The sequence below is a fragment of the Rhizobium sp. RHZ02 genome, from assembly GCF_014851575.1.
GTDB lineage: Bacteria > Pseudomonadota > Alphaproteobacteria > Rhizobiales > Rhizobiaceae > Rhizobium > Rhizobium altiplani.
Window position 1 is genome coordinate 453,385 of the sequence record NZ_JACUZX010000003.1, and the last position, 18,413, is coordinate 471,797.

At 61.2% G+C, this 18,413-nt stretch carries 14 protein-coding genes and 1 pseudogene; 10 read left to right on the forward strand and 5 right to left on the reverse strand.

Annotation, left to right across the window (positions count from 1 at the left end):
• Positions 1–91: 91 nt before the first annotated feature.
• On the reverse strand, positions 92–946 hold the full coding sequence (gene xdhC, locus IB244_RS07635; protein WP_192303775.1) for a xanthine dehydrogenase accessory protein XdhC: 855 nt from the start codon (positions 944–946) through the stop codon (positions 92–94).
• A 236-nt stretch (positions 947–1,182) separates the two neighbouring features.
• A complete protein-coding gene (locus tag IB244_RS07640; protein ID WP_192303777.1) occupies positions 1,183–2,235 on the reverse strand; it encodes an AraC family transcriptional regulator in 1,053 nt (350 codons plus the stop codon).
• Positions 2,236–2,388: 153 nt separating this feature from the next.
• Here IB244_RS07640 and IB244_RS07645 point away from each other — a divergent pair, with 153 nt between their 5' ends.
• The 8 genes from IB244_RS07645 to IB244_RS07680 all read left to right on the forward strand — a co-directional run bounded on the left by IB244_RS07645 (position 2,389) and on the right by IB244_RS07680 (position 11,124).
• Positions 2,389–3,156 (forward strand): 3-hydroxyacyl-CoA dehydrogenase, encoded by a 768-nt coding sequence (locus tag IB244_RS07645; protein WP_192303779.1) that lies wholly within the window; start codon positions 2,389–2,391, stop codon positions 3,154–3,156.
• Positions 3,157–3,181: 25 nt separating this feature from the next.
• Entirely contained in the window at positions 3,182–4,369 is a 1,188-nt protein-coding gene (locus tag IB244_RS07650) for an acetyl-CoA C-acyltransferase (protein ID WP_192303781.1), read from the forward strand.
• A 22-nt stretch (positions 4,370–4,391) separates the two neighbouring features.
• On the forward strand, positions 4,392–5,519 hold the full coding sequence (locus IB244_RS07655; protein WP_192303783.1) for an acyl-CoA dehydrogenase family protein: 1,128 nt from the start codon (positions 4,392–4,394) through the stop codon (positions 5,517–5,519).
• A 68-nt stretch (positions 5,520–5,587) separates the two neighbouring features.
• On the forward strand, positions 5,588–6,820 hold the full coding sequence (locus IB244_RS07660; RefSeq protein WP_192303785.1) for a thiamine pyrophosphate-dependent enzyme: 1,233 nt from the start codon (positions 5,588–5,590) through the stop codon (positions 6,818–6,820).
• Between the two features lies 1 nt (position 6,821).
• A complete protein-coding gene (locus tag IB244_RS07665) occupies positions 6,822–7,835 on the forward strand; it encodes an alpha-ketoacid dehydrogenase subunit beta (RefSeq protein ID WP_018857997.1) in 1,014 nt (337 codons plus the stop codon).
• Positions 7,836–7,838: 3 nt separating this feature from the next.
• Positions 7,839–9,095, forward strand: a complete 1,257-nt coding sequence (locus IB244_RS07670; protein ID WP_192303787.1) for a dihydrolipoamide acetyltransferase family protein — start codon at positions 7,839–7,841, stop codon at positions 9,093–9,095.
• Between the two features lie 5 nt (positions 9,096–9,100).
• Positions 9,101–10,498 (forward strand): dihydrolipoyl dehydrogenase, encoded by a 1,398-nt coding sequence (gene lpdA, locus IB244_RS07675; RefSeq protein WP_192303789.1) that lies wholly within the window; start codon positions 9,101–9,103, stop codon positions 10,496–10,498.
• Between the two features lie 101 nt (positions 10,499–10,599).
• Positions 10,600–11,124 carry a hypothetical protein gene (locus IB244_RS07680; protein WP_192303791.1) on the forward strand — a complete coding sequence of 175 codons (525 nt, stop codon included), beginning with the start codon at positions 10,600–10,602 and terminating at the stop codon, positions 11,122–11,124.
• Between the two features lie 19 nt (positions 11,125–11,143).
• On the opposite strand, the gene IB244_RS07685 is transcribed toward IB244_RS07680, so the two are convergent.
• Both IB244_RS07685 and traA read right to left on the reverse strand, forming a co-directional pair.
• Positions 11,144–12,160, reverse strand: coding sequence for a substrate-binding domain-containing protein (locus tag IB244_RS07685; protein WP_192303793.1), 1,017 nt, complete (start codon positions 12,158–12,160; stop codon positions 11,144–11,146).
• Positions 12,161–12,276: 116 nt separating this feature from the next.
• Positions 12,277–15,525, reverse strand: coding sequence for a Ti-type conjugative transfer relaxase TraA (gene traA, locus IB244_RS07690; RefSeq protein ID WP_192303795.1), 3,249 nt, complete (start codon positions 15,523–15,525; stop codon positions 12,277–12,279).
• A gap of 281 nt (positions 15,526–15,806) precedes the next feature.
• Here traA and IB244_RS07695 point away from each other — a divergent pair, with 281 nt between their 5' ends.
• A complete protein-coding gene (locus IB244_RS07695) occupies positions 15,807–16,115 on the forward strand; it encodes a mobilization protein (protein WP_192303797.1) in 309 nt (102 codons plus the stop codon).
• Positions 16,112–17,809 carry a type IV secretory system conjugative DNA transfer family protein gene (locus tag IB244_RS07700; protein ID WP_192303799.1) on the forward strand — a complete coding sequence of 566 codons (1,698 nt, stop codon included), beginning with the start codon at positions 16,112–16,114 and terminating at the stop codon, positions 17,807–17,809. The genes IB244_RS07695 and IB244_RS07700 overlap by 4 nt, the downstream gene beginning before the upstream one ends.
• A 152-nt stretch (positions 17,810–17,961) precedes the next feature.
• Here the strand turns inward: IB244_RS07700 and IB244_RS07705 are convergent.
• Positions 17,962–18,261 (reverse strand): annotated as a pseudogene (locus IB244_RS07705) (zincin-like metallopeptidase domain-containing protein); the annotation flags it as partial.
• Positions 18,262–18,413 lie beyond the last annotated feature (152 nt).

An 18,413-nucleotide genomic window follows, 5' to 3' on the forward strand; every position in this document is an offset into this window, starting at 1 on the left:
GGCATCGGATAGCCACCGATCGTGAACATCGTACCAAATCACGGTCGGTCAGGAACCCGACGGCTCCCTCGAGGGAGCGGTAGTCGAAAGGTCATTCGTCAGCCTTAAGCTTGTGCTTTTCGCTAATGGCCCCCGCGCCGAAAGATAGCGCCGCCACCATAATCTCGGCAGCCGCCAGCGTTGCGATGACAGCGGGGCGCTTATCTTTTATGGCGGTGCCGCCGATCGGGCAGACGAGGCGATCAAGAAGGTCTGGCCTGCCCACTTCGCGTGATAACCAATTCCTGAAGGTCGCACGCTTCGTCTTCGAGCCGATCATCCCGACATAGGCGGCATCGCCCCGACGCAGTGCTTCCGTGGCAATCAAAAAGTCGAGCGCGTGATCGTGGGTGAGGATGACAAACGCGCTTCCCGCCGGTGCATTGCGCACGATCGCCTCGGGCATTGCGGTCAGGCACGTTTCGATCCCCGAAGCACGCGAGGCGGCAAGCTCGTCTTCACGGGTATCGACCAGTATTGTGCGCAATGGCGCCAGTGACAGTGCAAGGGCCAATGCGTCGCCGACGTGACCGGCTCCAAAGACATAGACATGGGGCCGTTGGGCAATCTCGTCATCGGCCCGAGCAATCAACTCATCGGCCAGTTCGCTTGTGACCGCGGTGAAGGAAAGGCCGACGCGACCACCGCAGCATTGACCGATCTCCGGCCCGAGAGGAATGCTCATCGTCGCTACCGACTGGGACTGGCGGAGTGCCCGTCGTGCCTGGTCGATCGCCATATATTCCAGTTGGCCGCCGCCGATCGTTGAAAAGGAACGGCTCTTGGACACCAGCATCCAGGCATCGGTATCGCGCGGCGTCGAGCCGACTGCCCCCGTCACTTCGACGAGTATGCAATCCGGTTCTCCGCGCAAAAAGCCCCGCAAATCCTCGCGAGCGGCAGGCATACCGATCAACCTTTCCTTTCAAGAACACGCATGCGCTCGATGGCACACGTTCCGGCATCCGAAGCACCGATGCACGGAGGAACATGATAGTCCGCAATGCTCGCTGCCGCCATATCCCTGGCTGCCTTCCCCTGACGACGCCCCTCGTACTCGGCACGGCAATGGTGCGCCGTTTAAATACCATCGTCAGCCGGGTATTTTCATGCGCCGAGTGACGGACTTTGAAAAGTTCAGGTCTAGATCCGGGATATGTGACGCATCGTCCGCGAGCTGCGCCCGCCCTGCCCGGCCGCGCCACTGCCCTCGCGCCGGAACGCGTCGGGGCTTTTCGACATCCATTTGCGAAAGGCTCGGAAGAAGGCGCTGGGCTCCGAATAGCCAAGCTGGGCGGCGATGTCGCCTGTTGTCTTCGACGTGTTGAGCAGCAGATCGACGGCAAGATCGCGGCGGATGTCATCCTTGATGCCGGCGTAACTCTGGCCTTCGTCACGCAAGCGGTGACGCAAGGTTGAGGGTGGTATCCGCATTTCAACAGCGAGATCCGAGAATGTCTTCCATGCGGCCGGAGGCACCTTGTCCAAGCGCCGCCTGACGCTGGAGGCGAGCCCCGCATCGTAGCGATAGCGCACGAGGATATTGGCCGGTGCGCCCCGCAAAAACTGCTTCAGCGCCTGTTCAGTACGCGTGACCGGCAAATCCAGCATTGCGCTGTCGAAACCGAGGCGACTGGTTGGTTGTCCAAACCTGACGGGCGCTCCGAAGAAGAGCCGATAGTCAGCCCCCTGCGTCGGCTCGGCGCAACGGAAATCGACAAGCCGAATCGGAATGCGCCTGCCGACCAGCCAGCAGGTTATCCCATGGATAAGGATCCAGTAGGTGCGATAGGCGAAGGCCGACCGTGCTTCACAGGCATCCGTTAATTCGATCTGGGCAAGCCCGTCTCTGACAACAAGCTTGCCACGCGGATCGTCCAGCACCACGTCGAGGAAACGCAGTGCCCGGCGCAGCGCGTGGCCGAGCGTCGGCGCGTGCAGGACACAATGGCAAAGCAGCGTAAAGCTGCCGCTGCGCATCGGACGCCCGCCCATCCCGAAAAACTCGTCATCGAGCTCCTTGGCAATCGCAAGCCAGAGAGCGCCATAGCTCTCGGCGGATACCGGCTCATCGATAACCTCGGGCAGCCCCAGCGACGCAAGAATTGGCGCTGTCGGCCGCCCTGTTCGGCGCAAGCTGTCAAGCGCCTCCTCGACGAAGCCGCGCGCGATCATGCGTCTCTCAATGTCAGCCACCAGCTCCTCCACCTATGGCAAAACTGTCCGAAACAATGCAGCATTTTTGTCATCGCTTGCAATATGGCGCCGGAATAGAATCCGTCAGCTTGGGCTGGGCCGGGGAGGTGTCACAGTCCGAGCAGACGATCGCAAGGTGATGGGAGCAAACCGATGCTGATCCGTGAAAGAAGCTTTATCGTTACCGGTGGAGGTTCTGGCCTGGGCGCTGCCACGGCGCGCATGCTGGCTGAGAACGGCGCGCGCGTCATCATCGCCGACCTCAACGAGACTGCCGGCGAAGCGATCGCCGCGGAACTCGGGGTGGACGCAAGATACGTCAGGGCCGATGTGACAAGCGCCGGGGATGGTGCAGCTGTCGTAGCCGCTGCGATGAAGGCCTTTGGCGGCCTGAGCGGGCTGGTAAACTGCGCAGGCGTGGCGCCCGGCGAGAAGATCATCGGTCGCAACGGCCCCCACGACCTCGACAGCTTCGTGCGCACGATCACCATCAACCTCGTTGGCACGTTCAATATGATCCGATTGGCGGCATCTGCCATGCAGCAGCAGAACCCGAACGCTGAGGGGGAGCGCGGCGTCATCGTCAACACCGCATCGATCGCGGCCTTCGATGGACAGGTTGGACAGGCCGCATACGCAGCGTCCAAGGGTGGCATTGCCTCGATGACGCTTCCGATTGCACGCGAGCTTGCCCGCCATGGAATTCGGGTCGTGTCGATCGCCCCGGGCATCTTCGAGACGCCGATGATGGCCGGCATGCCACATGAGGTGCAGGAAGCGCTCGGCAAGAGCGTGCCCTTCCCGCCGCGCCTCGGAAGGCCTGCGGAATTTGCGGCGCTGGTGCGCCATATATGTGAAAACAGCATGCTGAACGGCGAGGTCATTCGCCTCGACGGCGCACTGCGCATGAGTGCGCGCTAGCGCGTTTTGACCAGGAGACTTGAACATGGCTTTGCAGGACCCTGTCGTCATTGTCGGAACGGCGCGCACGCCGATCGGCGGCTTCCAAGGCGAACTCAAAGGGGCAACGGCGCCCGACCTCGGTGCCACCGCGATCCGCGCGGCACTTCAACGGAGCCGCGTGGATGCGGATGCCGTCGACGAGGTCGTCTTCGGCTGCGTGCTCCCGGCCGGCCTCGGCCAGGCGCCTGCCCGGCAGGCGGCGATCGGCGCGGGCTTGCCTTTCTCGACCGGTGCAACCACCGTCAACAAGATGTGTGGCTCCGGCATGAAAGCCGTCATGCTGACACACGATCTCCTTGCAGCGGGCAGCGCCACGATCGGCGTCGCCGGCGGCATGGAAAGCATGACCAACGCGCCCTATCTTCTCGATCGTGCCCGTGGCGGTTACAGGCTCGGCCACGGACGCGTCATCGATCATATGTTCCTCGACGGGCTGGAGGATGCTTATGACAAGGGACGTTTGATGGGCACCTTCGCCGAGGACTGCGCCGAAGCTTACCAGTTCACTCGCGAGGCGCAGGACAATTATGCGGTGACATCATTGACCCGAGCGCAAGAGGCGATCCACACCGGCTGCTTCGACGCCGAGATCACGCCAGTCACGATCGCTGCGGGAAAGAGCGAACAAACGGTCAGCCGAGACGAGCAGCCGGGCAAGGCGAAGATCGACAAGATCCCTCTCCTCAAGCCCGCCTTTCGCGACGGCGGGACCGTAACGGCTGCCAACTCCAGCTCGATTTCCGACGGTGCGGCAGCCCTCGTGCTGATGCGTCGTTCCGAGGCCGAGCGCAGGGGACTGGCACCGATCGCGACCATTACTGGACACGCCACGCACTCGCAGGCGCCCAATCTCTTTGCCACTGCTCCGATCGGCGCCTTGCAGAAGCTCTCCGATCGCACCGACTGGCCGCTCGGCTCCGTCGATCTCTTCGAGATCAACGAAGCCTTTGCGGTTGTCGCCATGGCTGCGATGCGCGACCTCAGGCTACCAGAGGAAAAGGTTAACGTGCACGGCGGAGCCTGCGCTCTTGGCCACCCGATCGGCGCATCCGGCGCGCGTATCCTGGTCACGCTGCTTGCCGCCCTCAAGCGCTACGACCTGAAGCGCGGGATGGCAGCTCTGTGCATTGGCGGCGGCGAAGCGACCGCCGTTGCCATCGAGCGGCACTAGAGCGGACAGCAAGGAGGCAAGCATGGTTCTTTCCGATCTCCAGCAGCAAATTCGCGATCTGGCACGCGATTTTGCCCGCGAGCAACTTGCCCCTGGTGCGGCAGCACGTGACCGGGAGCACAGGTTTCCGCGCGAAGAGCTGAGCGAGATGGGCGAACTCGGCCTGCTTGGCATGCTGGTTCCCGAGGAATATGGCGGCTCCAATACCGGAACGCTCGCTTATGCAGCAGCGCTCGAGGAGATCGCTGCAGGCGACGGGCCATGCTCGACGATCATGAGCGTCCACAGTTCGGTCGCATGCGTGCCGATTCTGAAGTTCGGCACCGAGGAGCAAAAGCAGCGTTTCCTGCCGAAGCTTGCCAGCGGCGAATGGATTGGCGGCTTTGCGCTGACGGAGCCGCAAGCAGGTTCGGAAGCGTCCAACCTGCGCAGCCGCGCGCGCCGCGATGGCGATCACTACGTGCTCGACGGCGCCAAGCAATTCATCACATCGGGCAAGAACGGTCAGATGATCATCGTCTTTGCGGTGACCGATCCGGATGCCGGCAAGAAGGGGATTACCGCCTTCATCGTACCGACCGACACGCCGGGCTACGAAGTCGTCCGCGTCGAGGAAAAGCTTGGCCTGCATTCGACCGACACCTGTCAGATCGCCTTCAGCAGCATGCGCATCCCGGCCGAATTGCGGTTGGGTGCGGAGGGCGAAGGCTACCGGATCGCGCTGGCAAATCTCGAAGGCGGTCGCATCGGCATCGGCGCTCAGGCTGTCGGCATGGCACGCGCCGCTTTTGAGGCAGCGCGCGACTATGCACGCGAACGCACGGCTTTCGGCAAGGCGATCATAGAGCACCAGGCGGTCGCCTTTCGCCTCGCCGATATGGCGACCCAGATCGAAGCAGCGCGCCAACTCGTCTTTCACGCTGCGGCGCTGCGCGACAATGGCCTGCCGTGCCTCTCCGAAGCATCGATGGCCAAGCTCTTCGCGTCCGAGATGGCAGAGCGGGTCTGTTCGGATGCGATCCAAATCCATGGGGGCTACGGTTATATGGCGGACTATCCGGTCGAGCGCATCTATCGGGATGTGCGCATCTGCCAGATTTATGAAGGCACAAGCGACGTGCAGAGAATGGTGATCGCGCGCAATCTATAAGAACAAGAACTGCGGCGTTCCTCTTTGAGGAGAGAAGCGAGCACCGCAGTTGGGAGGGAAAGTACGATATGACGGACACAGCTCAACTGAGCCTTCATGTGCCGGAACCTGCCGTCCGGCCGGGCGGTCTACCCGATTTCTCCAACGTGAAGATAGCCAAGGCAGGCGTGGTGCCGCGCCCCGAGGTCGACGTTGCGCCGGAAGAGATCCGCGACCTCGCCTACTCGATCATTCGTGTCCTCAACCGCGAGGGAGAGGCTGTCGGCCCATGGTCGGGCATGCTCTCCGACGAAGAGTTGCTGATCGGCCTGCGCAACATGATGAAGCTTCGCGCCTTCGATGCTCGCATGCTCATGGCGCAGCGACAGGGCAAGACGTCCTTCTACATGCAGCATCTCGGCGAGGAAGCCGTCAGTTGCGCCTTCCGTAAGGCGCTTCGCAAGGGCGACATGAACTTCCCGACCTACCGCCAGGCAGGTCTCCTGATCGCCGACGATTATCCGATGGTCGAGATGATGAACCAGATCTTCTCGAACGAAAGCGATCCGTTGCGAGGGCGCCAGCTGCCGATCATGTATTCGTCGAAGGAACACGGCTTTTTCACCATCTCGGGCAACCTCGCCACCCAATATGTCCAGGCGGTCGGCTGGGCCATGGCGTCGGCCATCAAGAACGACAGCAGGATCGCGGCTGCCTGGATCGGTGACGGCTCGACGGCGGAGTCTGATTTTCATTCCGCTCTCGTGTTTGCCTCTACCTACAAAGCCCCGGTCATCCTCAATATCGTCAACAATCAGTGGGCGATTTCGACATTCCAGGGGATCGCCCGCGGCGGCTCCGGCACGTTTGCAGCGCGCGGACTTGGCTTCGGCATTCCGGCCCTGCGCGTCGATGGCAACGACTATCTCGCGGTCTACGCAGTCGCACGTTGGGCAACCGAGCGGGCGCGGCTAAACCTCGGACCTACCCTGATCGAATATGTCACCTACCGCGTTGGCGCTCATTCGACATCTGATGATCCGAGCGCCTATCGGCCAAAGACGGAGTCCGAAGCCTGGCCACTGGGCGATCCAGTGCTGCGCTTGAAAAAGCACCTGATCATCAGGGGCGCATGGTCGGAAGAGCGGCATGTCCAGGCCGAAGCCGAAATCATGGATGAGGTGATTGAAGCCCAGAAGCAGGCCGAGCACCACGGCACGCTGCATGCAGGGGGCAAGCCCTCGGTGCGAGACATCTTCGAAGGCGTCTACGCGGAAATGCCGCCACACATTCGTCGCCAGCGGCAGAAGGCAGGTTTCTGACATGGCCAGGATGACGATGATTGAAGCGGTGCGCAGCGCCATGGACGTTTCGATGGCCCGCGACGACAACGTGGTGGTGTTCGGCGAGGACGTCGGATACTTCGGCGGCGTGTTTCGCTGCACCCAAGGACTGCAGGCAAAGTACGGCAAGACAAGGTGTTTCGACACGCCGATCAGCGAGTCCGGCATTGTCGGTACCGCGATCGGCATGGCGGCCTATGGCCTGAAGCCCTGTGTCGAGATCCAGTTCGCCGATTACATGTATCCGGCCTACGATCAGATCACCCAGGAGGCCGCCCGCATCCGCTATCGCTCGAACGGCGACTTCACATGTCCGATCGTGTTGCGAATGCCCACTGGCGGCGGCATTTTCGGCGGCCAGACCCACAGCCAGAGCCCGGAGGCATTGTTCACACATGTCTGCGGCTTGAAGGTCGTCGTACCCTCCAATCCCTATGACGCTAAGGGACTGCTCATTTCCTCGATCGAGGATCCGGATCCGGTGATGTTCCTGGAACCGAAGCGGCTCTACAACGGGCCATTTGATGGCCACCACGAGCGTCCGGTCACGCCATGGTCAAAGCACGACCTCGGAGAGGTGCCCGAGGGCCATTACTCGATCCCGATCGGCAAGGCCGACATTCGGCGCTCAGGCTCAGCCGTGACGGTCATCGCCTACGGCACGATGGTGCACGTGGCGCTTGCTGCTGCCGAAGACACGGGCATCGATGCCGAGGTGATCGATCTGCGCAGCCTCTTGCCGCTCGACCTCGATAGCATCGTGCAGTCCGTCAACAAGACCGGGCGCTGCGTCGTCGTCCACGAGGCCACCCTGACGTCGGGGTTTGGCGCAGAGATCGCATCTCTCGTGCAGGAGCACTGCTTCTACCATCTCGAAGCGCCGGTCATGCGCGTTGCTGGCTGGGATACGCCCTATCCGCATGCGCAGGAATGGGACTACTTCCCCGGCCCCGGACGGGTTGGACGGGCGCTTGCCGAAGTCATGGAGGCCTGACACATGGGCGAATTCACGATCAAGATGCCCGATGTCGGCGAAGGTGTGGCGGAAGCCGAGCTTGTTGAATGGCACGTCAAGGCGGGCGACCCGGTCAAAGAGGATATGGTCATCGCCGCCGTCATGACCGACAAGGCGACGGTCGAGATCCCTTCGCCCGTTACGGGGACCGTCGTCTGGTTGGGCGCTGAAATTGGCGACAAGATCGCCGTCAAGGCGCCGCTTGTCAGGATCGAGACTGGCGATGGCGAGACGACAGGTGACGTGAAGGCACCTCCTGCCGAGGCACCGGCGAAAGCTGCCGACAGTCCACCCCCTGCCGTCGAGCCGGACACCCGGCCGGTCACCAAGGCCGCGATTGTGCTTCGCCACGAGGCTCCGGCGCCGGCAGAAAAGCCGCTGGCATCACCATCCGTGCGGCTCTTTGCAAGGGAAAGTGGTGTCGACCTGCGCCAACTCAAGGGATCGGGACCCGCCGGCCGCATTCTTCGCGATGATGTCGAGCTATTCATCGCGCGCGGCGAAGTGCCGCCCCAACCGGTGGCGATCACGAAAAGGACGTCGACCGAGGAGATCAAGCTCACCGGCCTCAGGCGCCGCATCGCCGAAAAGATGTCCTTGTCGACCTCTCGCATTCCCCACATCACCTATGTCGAGGAAGTCGACATGACGGCCCTGGAGGAATTGCGGGCCACCATGAACCGCGACCGCAAACCGGAACAGCCGAAGCTCACTGTCCTGCCGTTCCTGATGCGGGCAATCGTGAAGGCCGTCGCCGAACAACCGAACGTGAACGCGACCTTCGACGACGACAAGGGCATCCTCACCCGGCATGGCGGTGTCCATATCGGCATTGCCGCGCAGACGCCCGCCGGGCTTGTCGTCCCAGTGGTCAAGAACGCGGAGGCGCGTGGCATCTGGGATTGCGCAACCGAAATGGGCCGCCTGGCGGATGCTGCGCGCGCGGGCACCGCGACCCGCGATGAATTAAGCGGTTCGACCATCACCATCAGCTCGCTTGGGGCGCTTGGCGGCATCGTCTCGACGCCTGTCATCAACCATCCGGAGGTCGCGATCGTTGGCGTGAACAAGATCGCTGTGCGCCCGGCCTGGGACGGCACCCAGTTCGTGCCGCGCAAGATGATGAATCTCTCCTCGAGTTTCGACCACCGCATCATCGACGGATGGGATGCCGCCACCTTCGTCCAACGTGTTCGGGTCCTTCTCGAGACGCCCGCCCTTATCTTCATCGAAGGCTAACATCCATGAAAGAGATCGTCTGCAAGCTTCTCGTCATCGGCGCCGGGCCGGGCGGCTATGTCTGCGCCATCAGGGCCGGACAACTCGGCCTCGATACCGTCATCGTCGAGGCGGGCAAGCCCGGCGGCACCTGCCTGAATGTCGGATGTATTCCGTCAAAGGCGCTCATCCATGCGGCCGAGGAGTTCGGAGCCACAAGACAGATGCTTGCTGGCAAGAACGCAATGGGCATTCGTGTCGAGGCTGCTTCGATCGACCTTGCAAGAACCATCGCCTGGAAGGATGGGATCGTCGGTCGGCTGAATGGAGGCGTCTCCGCCCTGCTGCAGAAGGCCAGGGTTAAGATCGTTCACGGCCGCGCGACCTTCCGCGACGGCAAAACCGTGGAGGTCGAAACCGAGGTCGGCATGCAGGTCGTTCGTGCCGAGACGGTGGTGATTGCTACGGGTTCCGAACCTGTGGAATTCGCAGCCCTGCCGTTCAGGGGTCGGGTCATCTCGTCCACGGAGGCGCTCTCGCTGGCCGAATTGCCGAAGAAACTTGTCGTCGTGGGTGGTGGCTATATCGGTCTCGAACTCGGCACGGCATTTGCGAAGCTGGGGTCGGAGGTAACGGTCGTCGAGGCGATGGAGCAGATACTGCCGCAATATGATGCCGATCTCGTGCGGCCGGTTGCACGACGGCTTGGCGAACTTGGCCTTCGGGTCCTGACAGGCGCAAAAGCGAAGGGCCTTTCGGACGACGGCAATGCGCTGGCCGTCGAGACGTCGGACGGCCAGCAACAACTGCTTCCCGCCGACCGCGTGCTGGTGACCGTCGGTCGCCGCCCCAAAATATCGGGATCGGGTATCGAAGAGCTCGATCTCGATCGTACAGGACCATATCTGCGTATCGACGATCGCTGCCGCACCTCGATGCGGGGCGTCTATGCGATCGGTGATATTACCGGCGAGCCAATGCTGGCCCATCGCGCCATGGCGCAGGGAGAAATGGTTGCGGAGATCGTTGCCGGCAAGCAGCGTGCCTGGGACAAGCGTTGCATCCCGGCGATCTGCTTTACCGATCCGGAAATCGTAACCGCGGGACTTTCGCCGGAGGAGGCGCGCGCCCAAGGCTACGCGATCCGGGTCGGTCAATTCCCGTTCAGCGCGAACGGCCGCGCAATGACGATGGTGTCTGAGGAAGGCTTCGTGCGGGTCGTGGCGCGTGCGGATACCGGTCTCCTTCTTGGCCTGCAGGCCGTCGGTGCGGGTGTCTCAGAACTGTCGGCGAGCTTTGCGCTGGCAATCGAGATGGGCGCACGGCTGGAGGACCTCGCGGGCACGATCCACGCGCATCCGACACGGAGCGAGGCCGTGCAGGAAGCAGCACTGAAGGCGTTGGGGCACGCGCTGCACATCTGATACGATTTTTCCGCAGGAACGGCTTGGGAGGCGCGATATCGGTTTGGCCACGCCGCACAATCTGATAGCAAGCGCGCTCCACCGTCACCGGAGCAGTTGAGATGGCCGCCGCATTGTATCGAGACTACATCGTTGACCTGAAAGCCAGGATCGATGACCTGCACACCAACGCGGAGAGCTATCAGAGCTACGCGTTGACGATGGAACTGCTGGCCCAAAAGAACCTTGTCAGCTACTCCGCAAAAAAAGCGAAGGGGCAAACGGAAGGCCTCTCCTATCGACGCGACTTTACGACGGGGCAAGCCGTCCGGATGCAGCAGGAAAGCGCCTATGCGCTGTTCAACGGGTTCTTCAATCTTGGCCAGTTTCTGGCCTTCACCGGACAGGGGCGCGAGCAGGATGCCAAGCAGTTCGCCGAGCTTCTAACCGATAATTGGCAGTACCCGACCTGTGCGGTGCAATTTGACTACCGTCGGAAGGGACAACCAAAGACGGCGTCCACCCGGATGCACTTTGTCGGATTAAATGGGGAGGCGGAAGCCACATCCTACGAGCAGACGGCTCGAACGGACAGTTTGGTGCTGCGCAGGCCTTTTGCATCCGCTCTGTTCTGGGAATGGAAATAACGCGGCCGGGCGCACCGACTTAGCCGCCTCGAATCGAGCCGCGCCAAACCAGTTCGGCATGAAGTCTGATCGACTGCTCCTGGAGGGCGCCATCATTGTCCGGCTGCGAATGCGAGAGCCAGTCGATCGCCTTGGAAGCTATCGCTGAAACCGGCTGGGCGAAGGTCGTCAGGTCATACGAGGACCATGAGGCCTGCTCGATATTGTCAAAGCCTGCAATGCACAGCTGGTCTGGCACCGATATCGAAAACTGGTGGCGGGCGGCGTCCATGAACCCGCATGCGAGGAGGTCGGTCGCGCAGAAGACGGCATCCGGGCGTTCCGGGCGCGTCAACATTCGCTGTGCAAGGACTTTTCCCGCATCGTAACCCGTCCATCCATGACGCTCGACAGAAACCTCCATTCCGAGCGCATTCGCCGCCGCGACGAATCCCCGCTCACGAGCCATCAAGCTTGGTGTTCCGGCTTCCGAGTTGGCAAAAGCCAGCTTCCGGCATCCAGCTCTGACGAAGGCCGTCACCACCTGCCCGGCCGCCTCGCGATCATCAAGATTGATCCGCAATGGACCGGGCTGTTCGTCATCGCGATTGATGAGGACAAGCCGCTGTCCGCTTCGCAGACAGAGTTGTGCGATGGATTTGTCCGGCATTCCGGACAGGATGATCGAAGCATCTGCGCGATAGCGGATCGCTTGGCGAAGGGCTTGGTCCACGCTGCCGTCCGAGCGGTCCGTGTTGATCAACATCGCCACCTTGCCGGCATTCTGCAGCAACATTGTCAGTTCGCGTAGCAAAGCAGAACGATTGGGTGTCGCCACGTCGGACACGATGAGGCAAACAATGCCGCTTTCATTGCGCATGAGACCGCGGGCAAGAGCATTTACGTGGTAGCCGAGCGTTTCGGCTGCCTCGAGCACCCGTCGCCGGGTCTCGGGTGAGACGCTGGCACCTGGCGTAAACGTCCGCGACACAGCGGATCGTGAAACGCCCGCTCTATCAGCGACTTCCTGCGCACTTACGAACACCTTCTCCGACACGCGTTCCCGTCCCCCACCCACATGAAGTCTGCACATTGCTGAACGGCACACAAGTCGAGTTTTTGCCTTCCGCCATGAACATCTGGTGACAGCCAGCGCGTTCAGCATTGTCGACGCTACATCCCCAATCGCAACCCCTTCCTCCGTGAAAGCGAGCGCTTCATCTCACTCTGCTGAGTGAGTTCGGCCCGATGGCTACGATCGGCGAGGCGTACGACGCCGCGGATGCGCTCGATCTCGCCAGTCTGATTGAGCCCAGCCCGCCTCAGCTGCTCCGCAAGATCTGACGGATTGGCGCGGCCGAAGCGTTTTTCGATCGCACTCGCCGTCTCACTTGCCTCGTCGAGCGCCTTGGAGCCCTCGATCGTTACCTTTAGCTGTGCAACGAACGCCCCCTTTTCCGCGTAAGGCAAATCATCGAGCTTCCGAAGCAGCGCCTCTGCATGGTTGCTGAGACCAGGCACGTCGATCACATCCTGCTTTTCTCGCCTCCATTGCTCGGAACTGCATTCCGCCTCAAAACGGCGTTGCCAAGTCTTTCCGGATTGTTCGACACGAAACGCAAGCGCGTTGACGAGGCCAAGTGCCTGTCGGCGCTCGGCGTTCTCTCCGAATGTTCCTGTCCTTCCGACGAGAGTGCCGACTGTCTCCGGTGTGGAGCGAAGCTGTTTCCCGAGTTCAGCAGGGTCTACGTTTCCTTCGACAATGCGGCCCCGCAACCCGTCAATGACGGCATGTGCGTTGGAGTATATCCGTCGGGCAAGCAACTTCGCGGATTCCCAATCGCGTTCAAATACCGGCATCGCTTTCAAGCGTGCGACGTCATCCACGCTGTTCTCATACTTCGCGATTGCCGGGATTAGCACCGGACGATCATGACCGTGGTCAAGCCTCTCAGGACGGACGCCTTCACACACATTGTGACCACTCAGCGACGGCGTTTCGTGCGTGGGCGCGACAGTGTTTCCTGCCGGAACGGAGCGCTCCTCCTCGGCGCCGCCCTTGCCATGGTGATCACCTATGCCGCGTCGGCCGGCAACCGATGGGGCATAGTCGAGCGTGGTCTCCTTGGCCCCTGACCTGCTGAGTGTCTCACTCAAGGACCGCACCGTCTTGAACTCGTCCAACCCCGCATAAAGCTGTGCCTTCTCACGATGACGGGTCATTGCGACGTAGGCCAGATGTCGGTCCATGGTCCTCGATGCCAGAACGAAACTGCAATCCACCGTCGACCCTTGGGTCTTGTGGATTGTTGTCGCGTAGCCGTGATCAAACGCCCGATAGCTATTGACCGACATGGTCACGCAGCGTTGGCCATTTGCCGCCTGTACGCTTCCATCAAGCCGGACTTGTATTGCGTCCGGCGCGACAGATATCACTTCACCCAAGATGCCGTTCTTAACACCGAGGTCGCGATCATTTTCCAGGAAAACAATCCGATCGCCCCGGGCGAAGGCGCGTATCCCGTTGTTCGTCCGGTAAGTGAGTTCATGATCCTGAACGTCCGATCCTTTAGCGCCTTTCGCAAGGCCACCACGCTCCTGTAATGCTGCCCGTATTCCAGCATTGATCGAGGCCACGTCCTTGCGACTGTGCGCCATCGCAATGCGTGTACCATCAGGGTTTGCCGATCGGTCAGCAACATAATCCGCAATGATCGCCTTCAAAGCATCCTCGCGGCTTGCCTTCAGATGAAGATTTCCGTGTGCGTTGTAGGCTGACAGCCCAGCAGTGGTCCGGTGAGAGGCAAAGTCGATTGAGGCCCGCTTTTGCCAATCCGATCTTTGCCTTCGAACTTCAGAAAGCTGCGCATGTCCGACCACGTTTGCGATTGCTCGAAACGGCGCTCCTGCTCCAATCGCCTGGAGCTGTTCATGGTCTCCGACAAGGACGAGTTTTGCTCCAGCCTCTCTGATCTCCTCGACGAAGCGCGCAAGCTGCCGGCTTCCAATCATTCCGGCTTCGTCGATGACGAACACATCCCTCGATTTGGGGCGACTGCGACCAGCCTGCCAACTGTATTCCCAGGACGCAAGAGTACGGCTCACTATGCCTGACGATTCCTCCAACCCTTCCGCCGCCTTGCCGGCAAGCGCTGCCCCGTGAACACGATAGCCCTGAGCCTCCCAGGCCTGCCGAGCGGCTGCCAGCATCGTGCTCTTGCCAGCACCGGCCATGCCGAGCACCACAGCGATCTGACCAGGCGCGGTGACATGTTCGATCGCACGACGCTGTTCGCCCGACAGGCCCTGCCCCGATGATGCACCGCTCGCCTTGATCAACCGGTCCTGATCGAAAATCGCTTCTTCAACGTGCCGCTTCGAGACCCAGTGCTTTTGACGTCCTTTCATTGCCACGACCGAGGTTGCCATCGCACCCTCGACCGCAACCATCTCCATCGTCGAATAGCGTGCCTCTCCGCTGCCGCCGCGATCCGCTGTTTCAGGTTTCAGTTCGATCAGGGCCTTGGACGACATGACTGATGCAAAGGCATTCTGGAATGTCTGCGGATCATCGTTGATGTAGCGGTGCAGGGCCCGGGCAATGTCGTAACGGTTGAAGACACTCTTCTCGTTGGTGATGAGCTTTAGAATCTCTTCGGGACGCCGGCGAATGGTCTCTGCATTTCGATCTGCCGATTGCGGAGCGATGCGGGCACGCGAGACTTGTCCACCTTGGCGACCTATCTGGGTCGCGTGAACACCGACATGTTCGGTCGGCTCGATCGTCAGCCCAGCCTCCAGGTGCGAGCGGTGGTCAATGCGAACATCGACGCTTGCTTTCGCAAGATGCCGATTGGCGAGGCGCTCCCAGGCTTGCCGGAGCTCCTGCAACTGCAACTGCGATGGGAGCATATGGTTGGCGAGAAGCCATCGGTTCTCTCGCTCAAGCAACGTCTTATCGCCAAGGCCAGACTCTTTCACCTCTCGGGTCGTCATCATCAGATGCGCGTGGCAGTTGCGCAGATCGCTTTTGACGTCGGGCTGATGGATTGCGAAGTCGACGGCCGCTCCGTAGCGATTGGCGAGATGCTGGGCGAGCGCTCGGGTCAGAGCCAAGCGCTGATCTGGATTGAGCTCGTGCGGCAGCGCGATCTCGAATTCCCGGGCGATACGCGCGTCGCTTCGCTTCTCCGCACGCTCGGCGGCGTTCCACAGGACCGATCGCTTCATTGCCCAATCAGCCGACACTTCAGGGGGCAATACGATCTCGGCATGCTCGACACCCTTTTTGTTGGTGAAGTCATGGGTCATCCCGTCGCGCTCATTGGTGAGCCGCGCCGCAGCACGATAGGCGGCGGAGGCGACAGCGCTGCGCCCGCCACTGCGAGCGATCGCCTTCATGCTGAGATGGTAGATCGCCATAGTCCTCCTTTTCCCGCGGGGTCTGCCGGCCCGCGCACTGAGTTGCCCCGCAACTCGTAAGTGCGCCCTTGTGCCCTCGTCGGCTCGCCTCCTCCGGCCCAATGGGAGCATGCAGGCAATGCCCGCGATCAGTGTCTTCGCTGCCACTTGCATGCATCTACCCGCAGATTTGCGAGTTGCCGGAATGCAAGGGTTCGATGAGCCTCATGGCCGCGCATTCATCGCGGACGACACCTGGCCGGACATGCGTTTCAGCAACAGTTCAAAGGGGAGACAGCAACGTGGCACGCAAATCGATCGGCGAACGGCTGGCGCAGCTCGAAGCGCGGCGAAAGACACTGCAGATCCGCCTCAGCAAGCAGGAGCGCAGCATCGACACAAGGCGCAAGGTGCTGATCGGCGCGCTCATCCTGCATCGGCTGGAGACCAACCGCGATGTGCAGATATCGGGAGGGCTCGCCACGTGGCTCAGATCCGAACTGCCGAAGTTCCTGGTCCGGGACGCCGACCGGCAACTGTTTGACGACCTGCTGGTAGGACAGACAAACACCTCAGGCGCCGCGACCGTTGACAGTGAGGTCGGCCAATGACCCAGTTTGCTCTCGTCAAACGCGCTGTGGCAAACATGATGCGCATGGCCGCGCGCGACCCGCTATGGGCAATCGTTGCAATGATCACGTTTCCGTTCCGCTACGCAAAGTCGTTCGCCATGCATGCGCTCGGCTATGTCTTGATCATCCTGATCGTCTCAATCGGGATCGACTATCTGATCCGGCAGATTTTCGGCAGCAGCGAAGGAGGCATCCTCGTCCTTGTCGGCAACTGCATGTTTTTCCTGTTTGCACTGGCGTTGCTCCTGCGGATGCTGTCCGCCCCCCTGATCACGCATTTTGGAATGGCAAGTGACGACACGCATGGCTCGGCGCGTCTTGCGAGCAAACGGGAAATCAAACCGCTGACGCGATCACCGGATGGCCTGCTGATCGGTCGCGCGCCTGGCTCCGGCCGGCTTCTTCGCTATGACGGACCGGCCCATCTCATCACGATGGCACCGACCCGCAGTGGCAAAGGTGTCGGGACGATCATCCCGAACCTGCTGACAGCAGATCGTTCGATCATCTGCGTCGATCCGAAAGGCGAGAATGCAGCCGTATCTTGCGATGCACGGTTCCGCTTCGGACCGGTTCATATCCTCGATCCATTCGGCGTTACCGGCAAGCCATCGGCTGCCTTCAATCCTCTCAGCGGCTTTGACCCCGACAGTATCGATGTCGCCGAGGACGCGGCCACGCTTGCCGATGCGCTCGTGTTCGACGAGCCAGGCCTTGCGGGCGATGCTCACTGGAACGAGGAAGCCAAGGCCCTGATTGCGGGACTGCTTCTCCATGTCGTTGCAACCCAGCCCGATGACAGGCGCACGCTGCCGATGCTGAGGCACATGCTGACGCTGGCACCAGAAGCGTTCCGCATCCTGCTCGACGAGATGCAGGACAGTGATGCGGTCAATGGGCTGATCGCGCGTGCGGCCAATCGGCATCTTGGCAAGTCCGATCGTGAGGCAAGCGGCGTGCTTTCGGCCGCACAGCGGCACACGCATTTCCTCGACAGCCCGCGCATGACCAACGTGCTTTCGCGCTCGGATTTCCGGTTTGGCGATCTGAAGTCAGAAAAGGCGACCGTCTTTCTGGTGTTGCCGCCAGACAGGCTTGCGGCCTATTCGCGCTGGCTGCGCCTGTTGATCTCCCAGAGCCTGATCGAGATGGCGCGCTTTTCCCCTTCGTCAGTTTCATCGGCGTCACGTTCATCGGCACCACCCGTCCTATATCTTCTCGATGAGTTTGCAGCCCTTGGTCATCTCGCCCCAATCGAACGGGCCATGGGGCTGATGGCAGGGTACGGCGTGCAGCTCTGGCCAATCGTCCAGGACATTCATCAGCTACGCGCCACCTATGGCCAGCGCGCCGGCACGTTTTTATCGAATGCCGGCGTGTTGCAGGTCTTCGGGGTCAATGATCATGACAGTGCCCGGCTCGTCTCCGATCTGCTCGGTGAGGAGACCGTCGTGTTCAATACGATTGCGCGCGCACTTGATTCCGAAAAGACCGGTCTCTCGTTTGCCGAACAGCATGTCGCCCGCCCGCTTCTGACACCCGATGAGGTCCGCAACCTGCCTGCCAGTGTCGAGATCCTGTTCATCGCCGGACAGCGGCCGATCGCGGCCGGAAAGCTCAGATATTACGCGGATCCCGAATTTGCCGGACTGTTCGAAAAGCCGCAAACTTAAGGGGTGGGGTGCTCTCAGCGCGAGCAGCGGTCGCTCGCGAATCTAATCAGAAGCTTGCTGAAGGATGCCCTGACCACGTAAATGGGAAGACCCCGCTCGGATTGGGCGGGGTCCTGTTTTCCATTCGGCATCGCTAGGCGTGAAAGGGCGGCTCACGCCGCCCCCTCGCCTTCGACGCGTGGCTGCAGGTGATGCAGGTAATCGACGGCACGCTGTGCCTGTGAAGCCGCCGTAAAGATCGCGCGCTTGTCGCCGCTGAGCACCGTCAGCCAGCTATCGATGTAGCTTGCATGATCGGGGCGCGGCTCGAGTTCCGGAACGATTCCGAGATCGGCACATAGGAATGCGCTGCCCAGTTCGGCAATCATTTCTTCCCGGGCGCGCTCACTACGATCCTTGCCATAGCGGCTGAGATCGCGATCGAGCCGTCCCTTTGCCGATGTCCAGTGCGTCTTATGCCGATATCGGCATAAGACGCATTATGCCGTGGGCCGGATTATGCCGCATGACCGAGTTTAGCCGTTGTCGAGCCTCGTTTCGGCCATGCGGTAGTTCGGCATAATCGGAGCAGTTAGTCATCAAGCAGCTTCAATGCCCAATATGA

Bases quoted from the DNA above. Each gene is read 5' to 3' on its own strand.
- xdhC (WP_192303775.1), bottom strand. From the start codon at position 946: ATGCCTGCCGCTCGCGAGGATTTGCGGGGCTTTTTGCGCGGAGAACCG.
- IB244_RS07645 (WP_192303779.1), top strand. From the start codon at position 2,389: ATGCTGATCCGTGAAAGAAGCTTTATCGTTACCGGTGGAGGTTCTGGC.
- IB244_RS07650 (WP_192303781.1), top strand. From the start codon at position 3,182: ATGGCTTTGCAGGACCCTGTCGTCATTGTCGGAACGGCGCGCACGCCG.
- IB244_RS07655 (WP_192303783.1), top strand. From the start codon at position 4,392: ATGGTTCTTTCCGATCTCCAGCAGCAAATTCGCGATCTGGCACGCGAT.
- IB244_RS07660 (WP_192303785.1), top strand. From the start codon at position 5,588: ATGACGGACACAGCTCAACTGAGCCTTCATGTGCCGGAACCTGCCGTC.
- IB244_RS07665 (WP_018857997.1), top strand. From the start codon at position 6,822: ATGGCCAGGATGACGATGATTGAAGCGGTGCGCAGCGCCATGGACGTT.
- IB244_RS07670 (WP_192303787.1), top strand. From the start codon at position 7,839: ATGGGCGAATTCACGATCAAGATGCCCGATGTCGGCGAAGGTGTGGCG.
- lpdA (WP_192303789.1), top strand. From the start codon at position 9,101: ATGAAAGAGATCGTCTGCAAGCTTCTCGTCATCGGCGCCGGGCCGGGC.
- IB244_RS07680 (WP_192303791.1), top strand. From the start codon at position 10,600: ATGGCCGCCGCATTGTATCGAGACTACATCGTTGACCTGAAAGCCAGG.
- traA (WP_192303795.1), bottom strand. From the start codon at position 15,525: ATGGCGATCTACCATCTCAGCATGAAGGCGATCGCTCGCAGTGGCGGG.
- IB244_RS07700 (WP_192303799.1), top strand. From the start codon at position 16,112: ATGACCCAGTTTGCTCTCGTCAAACGCGCTGTGGCAAACATGATGCGC.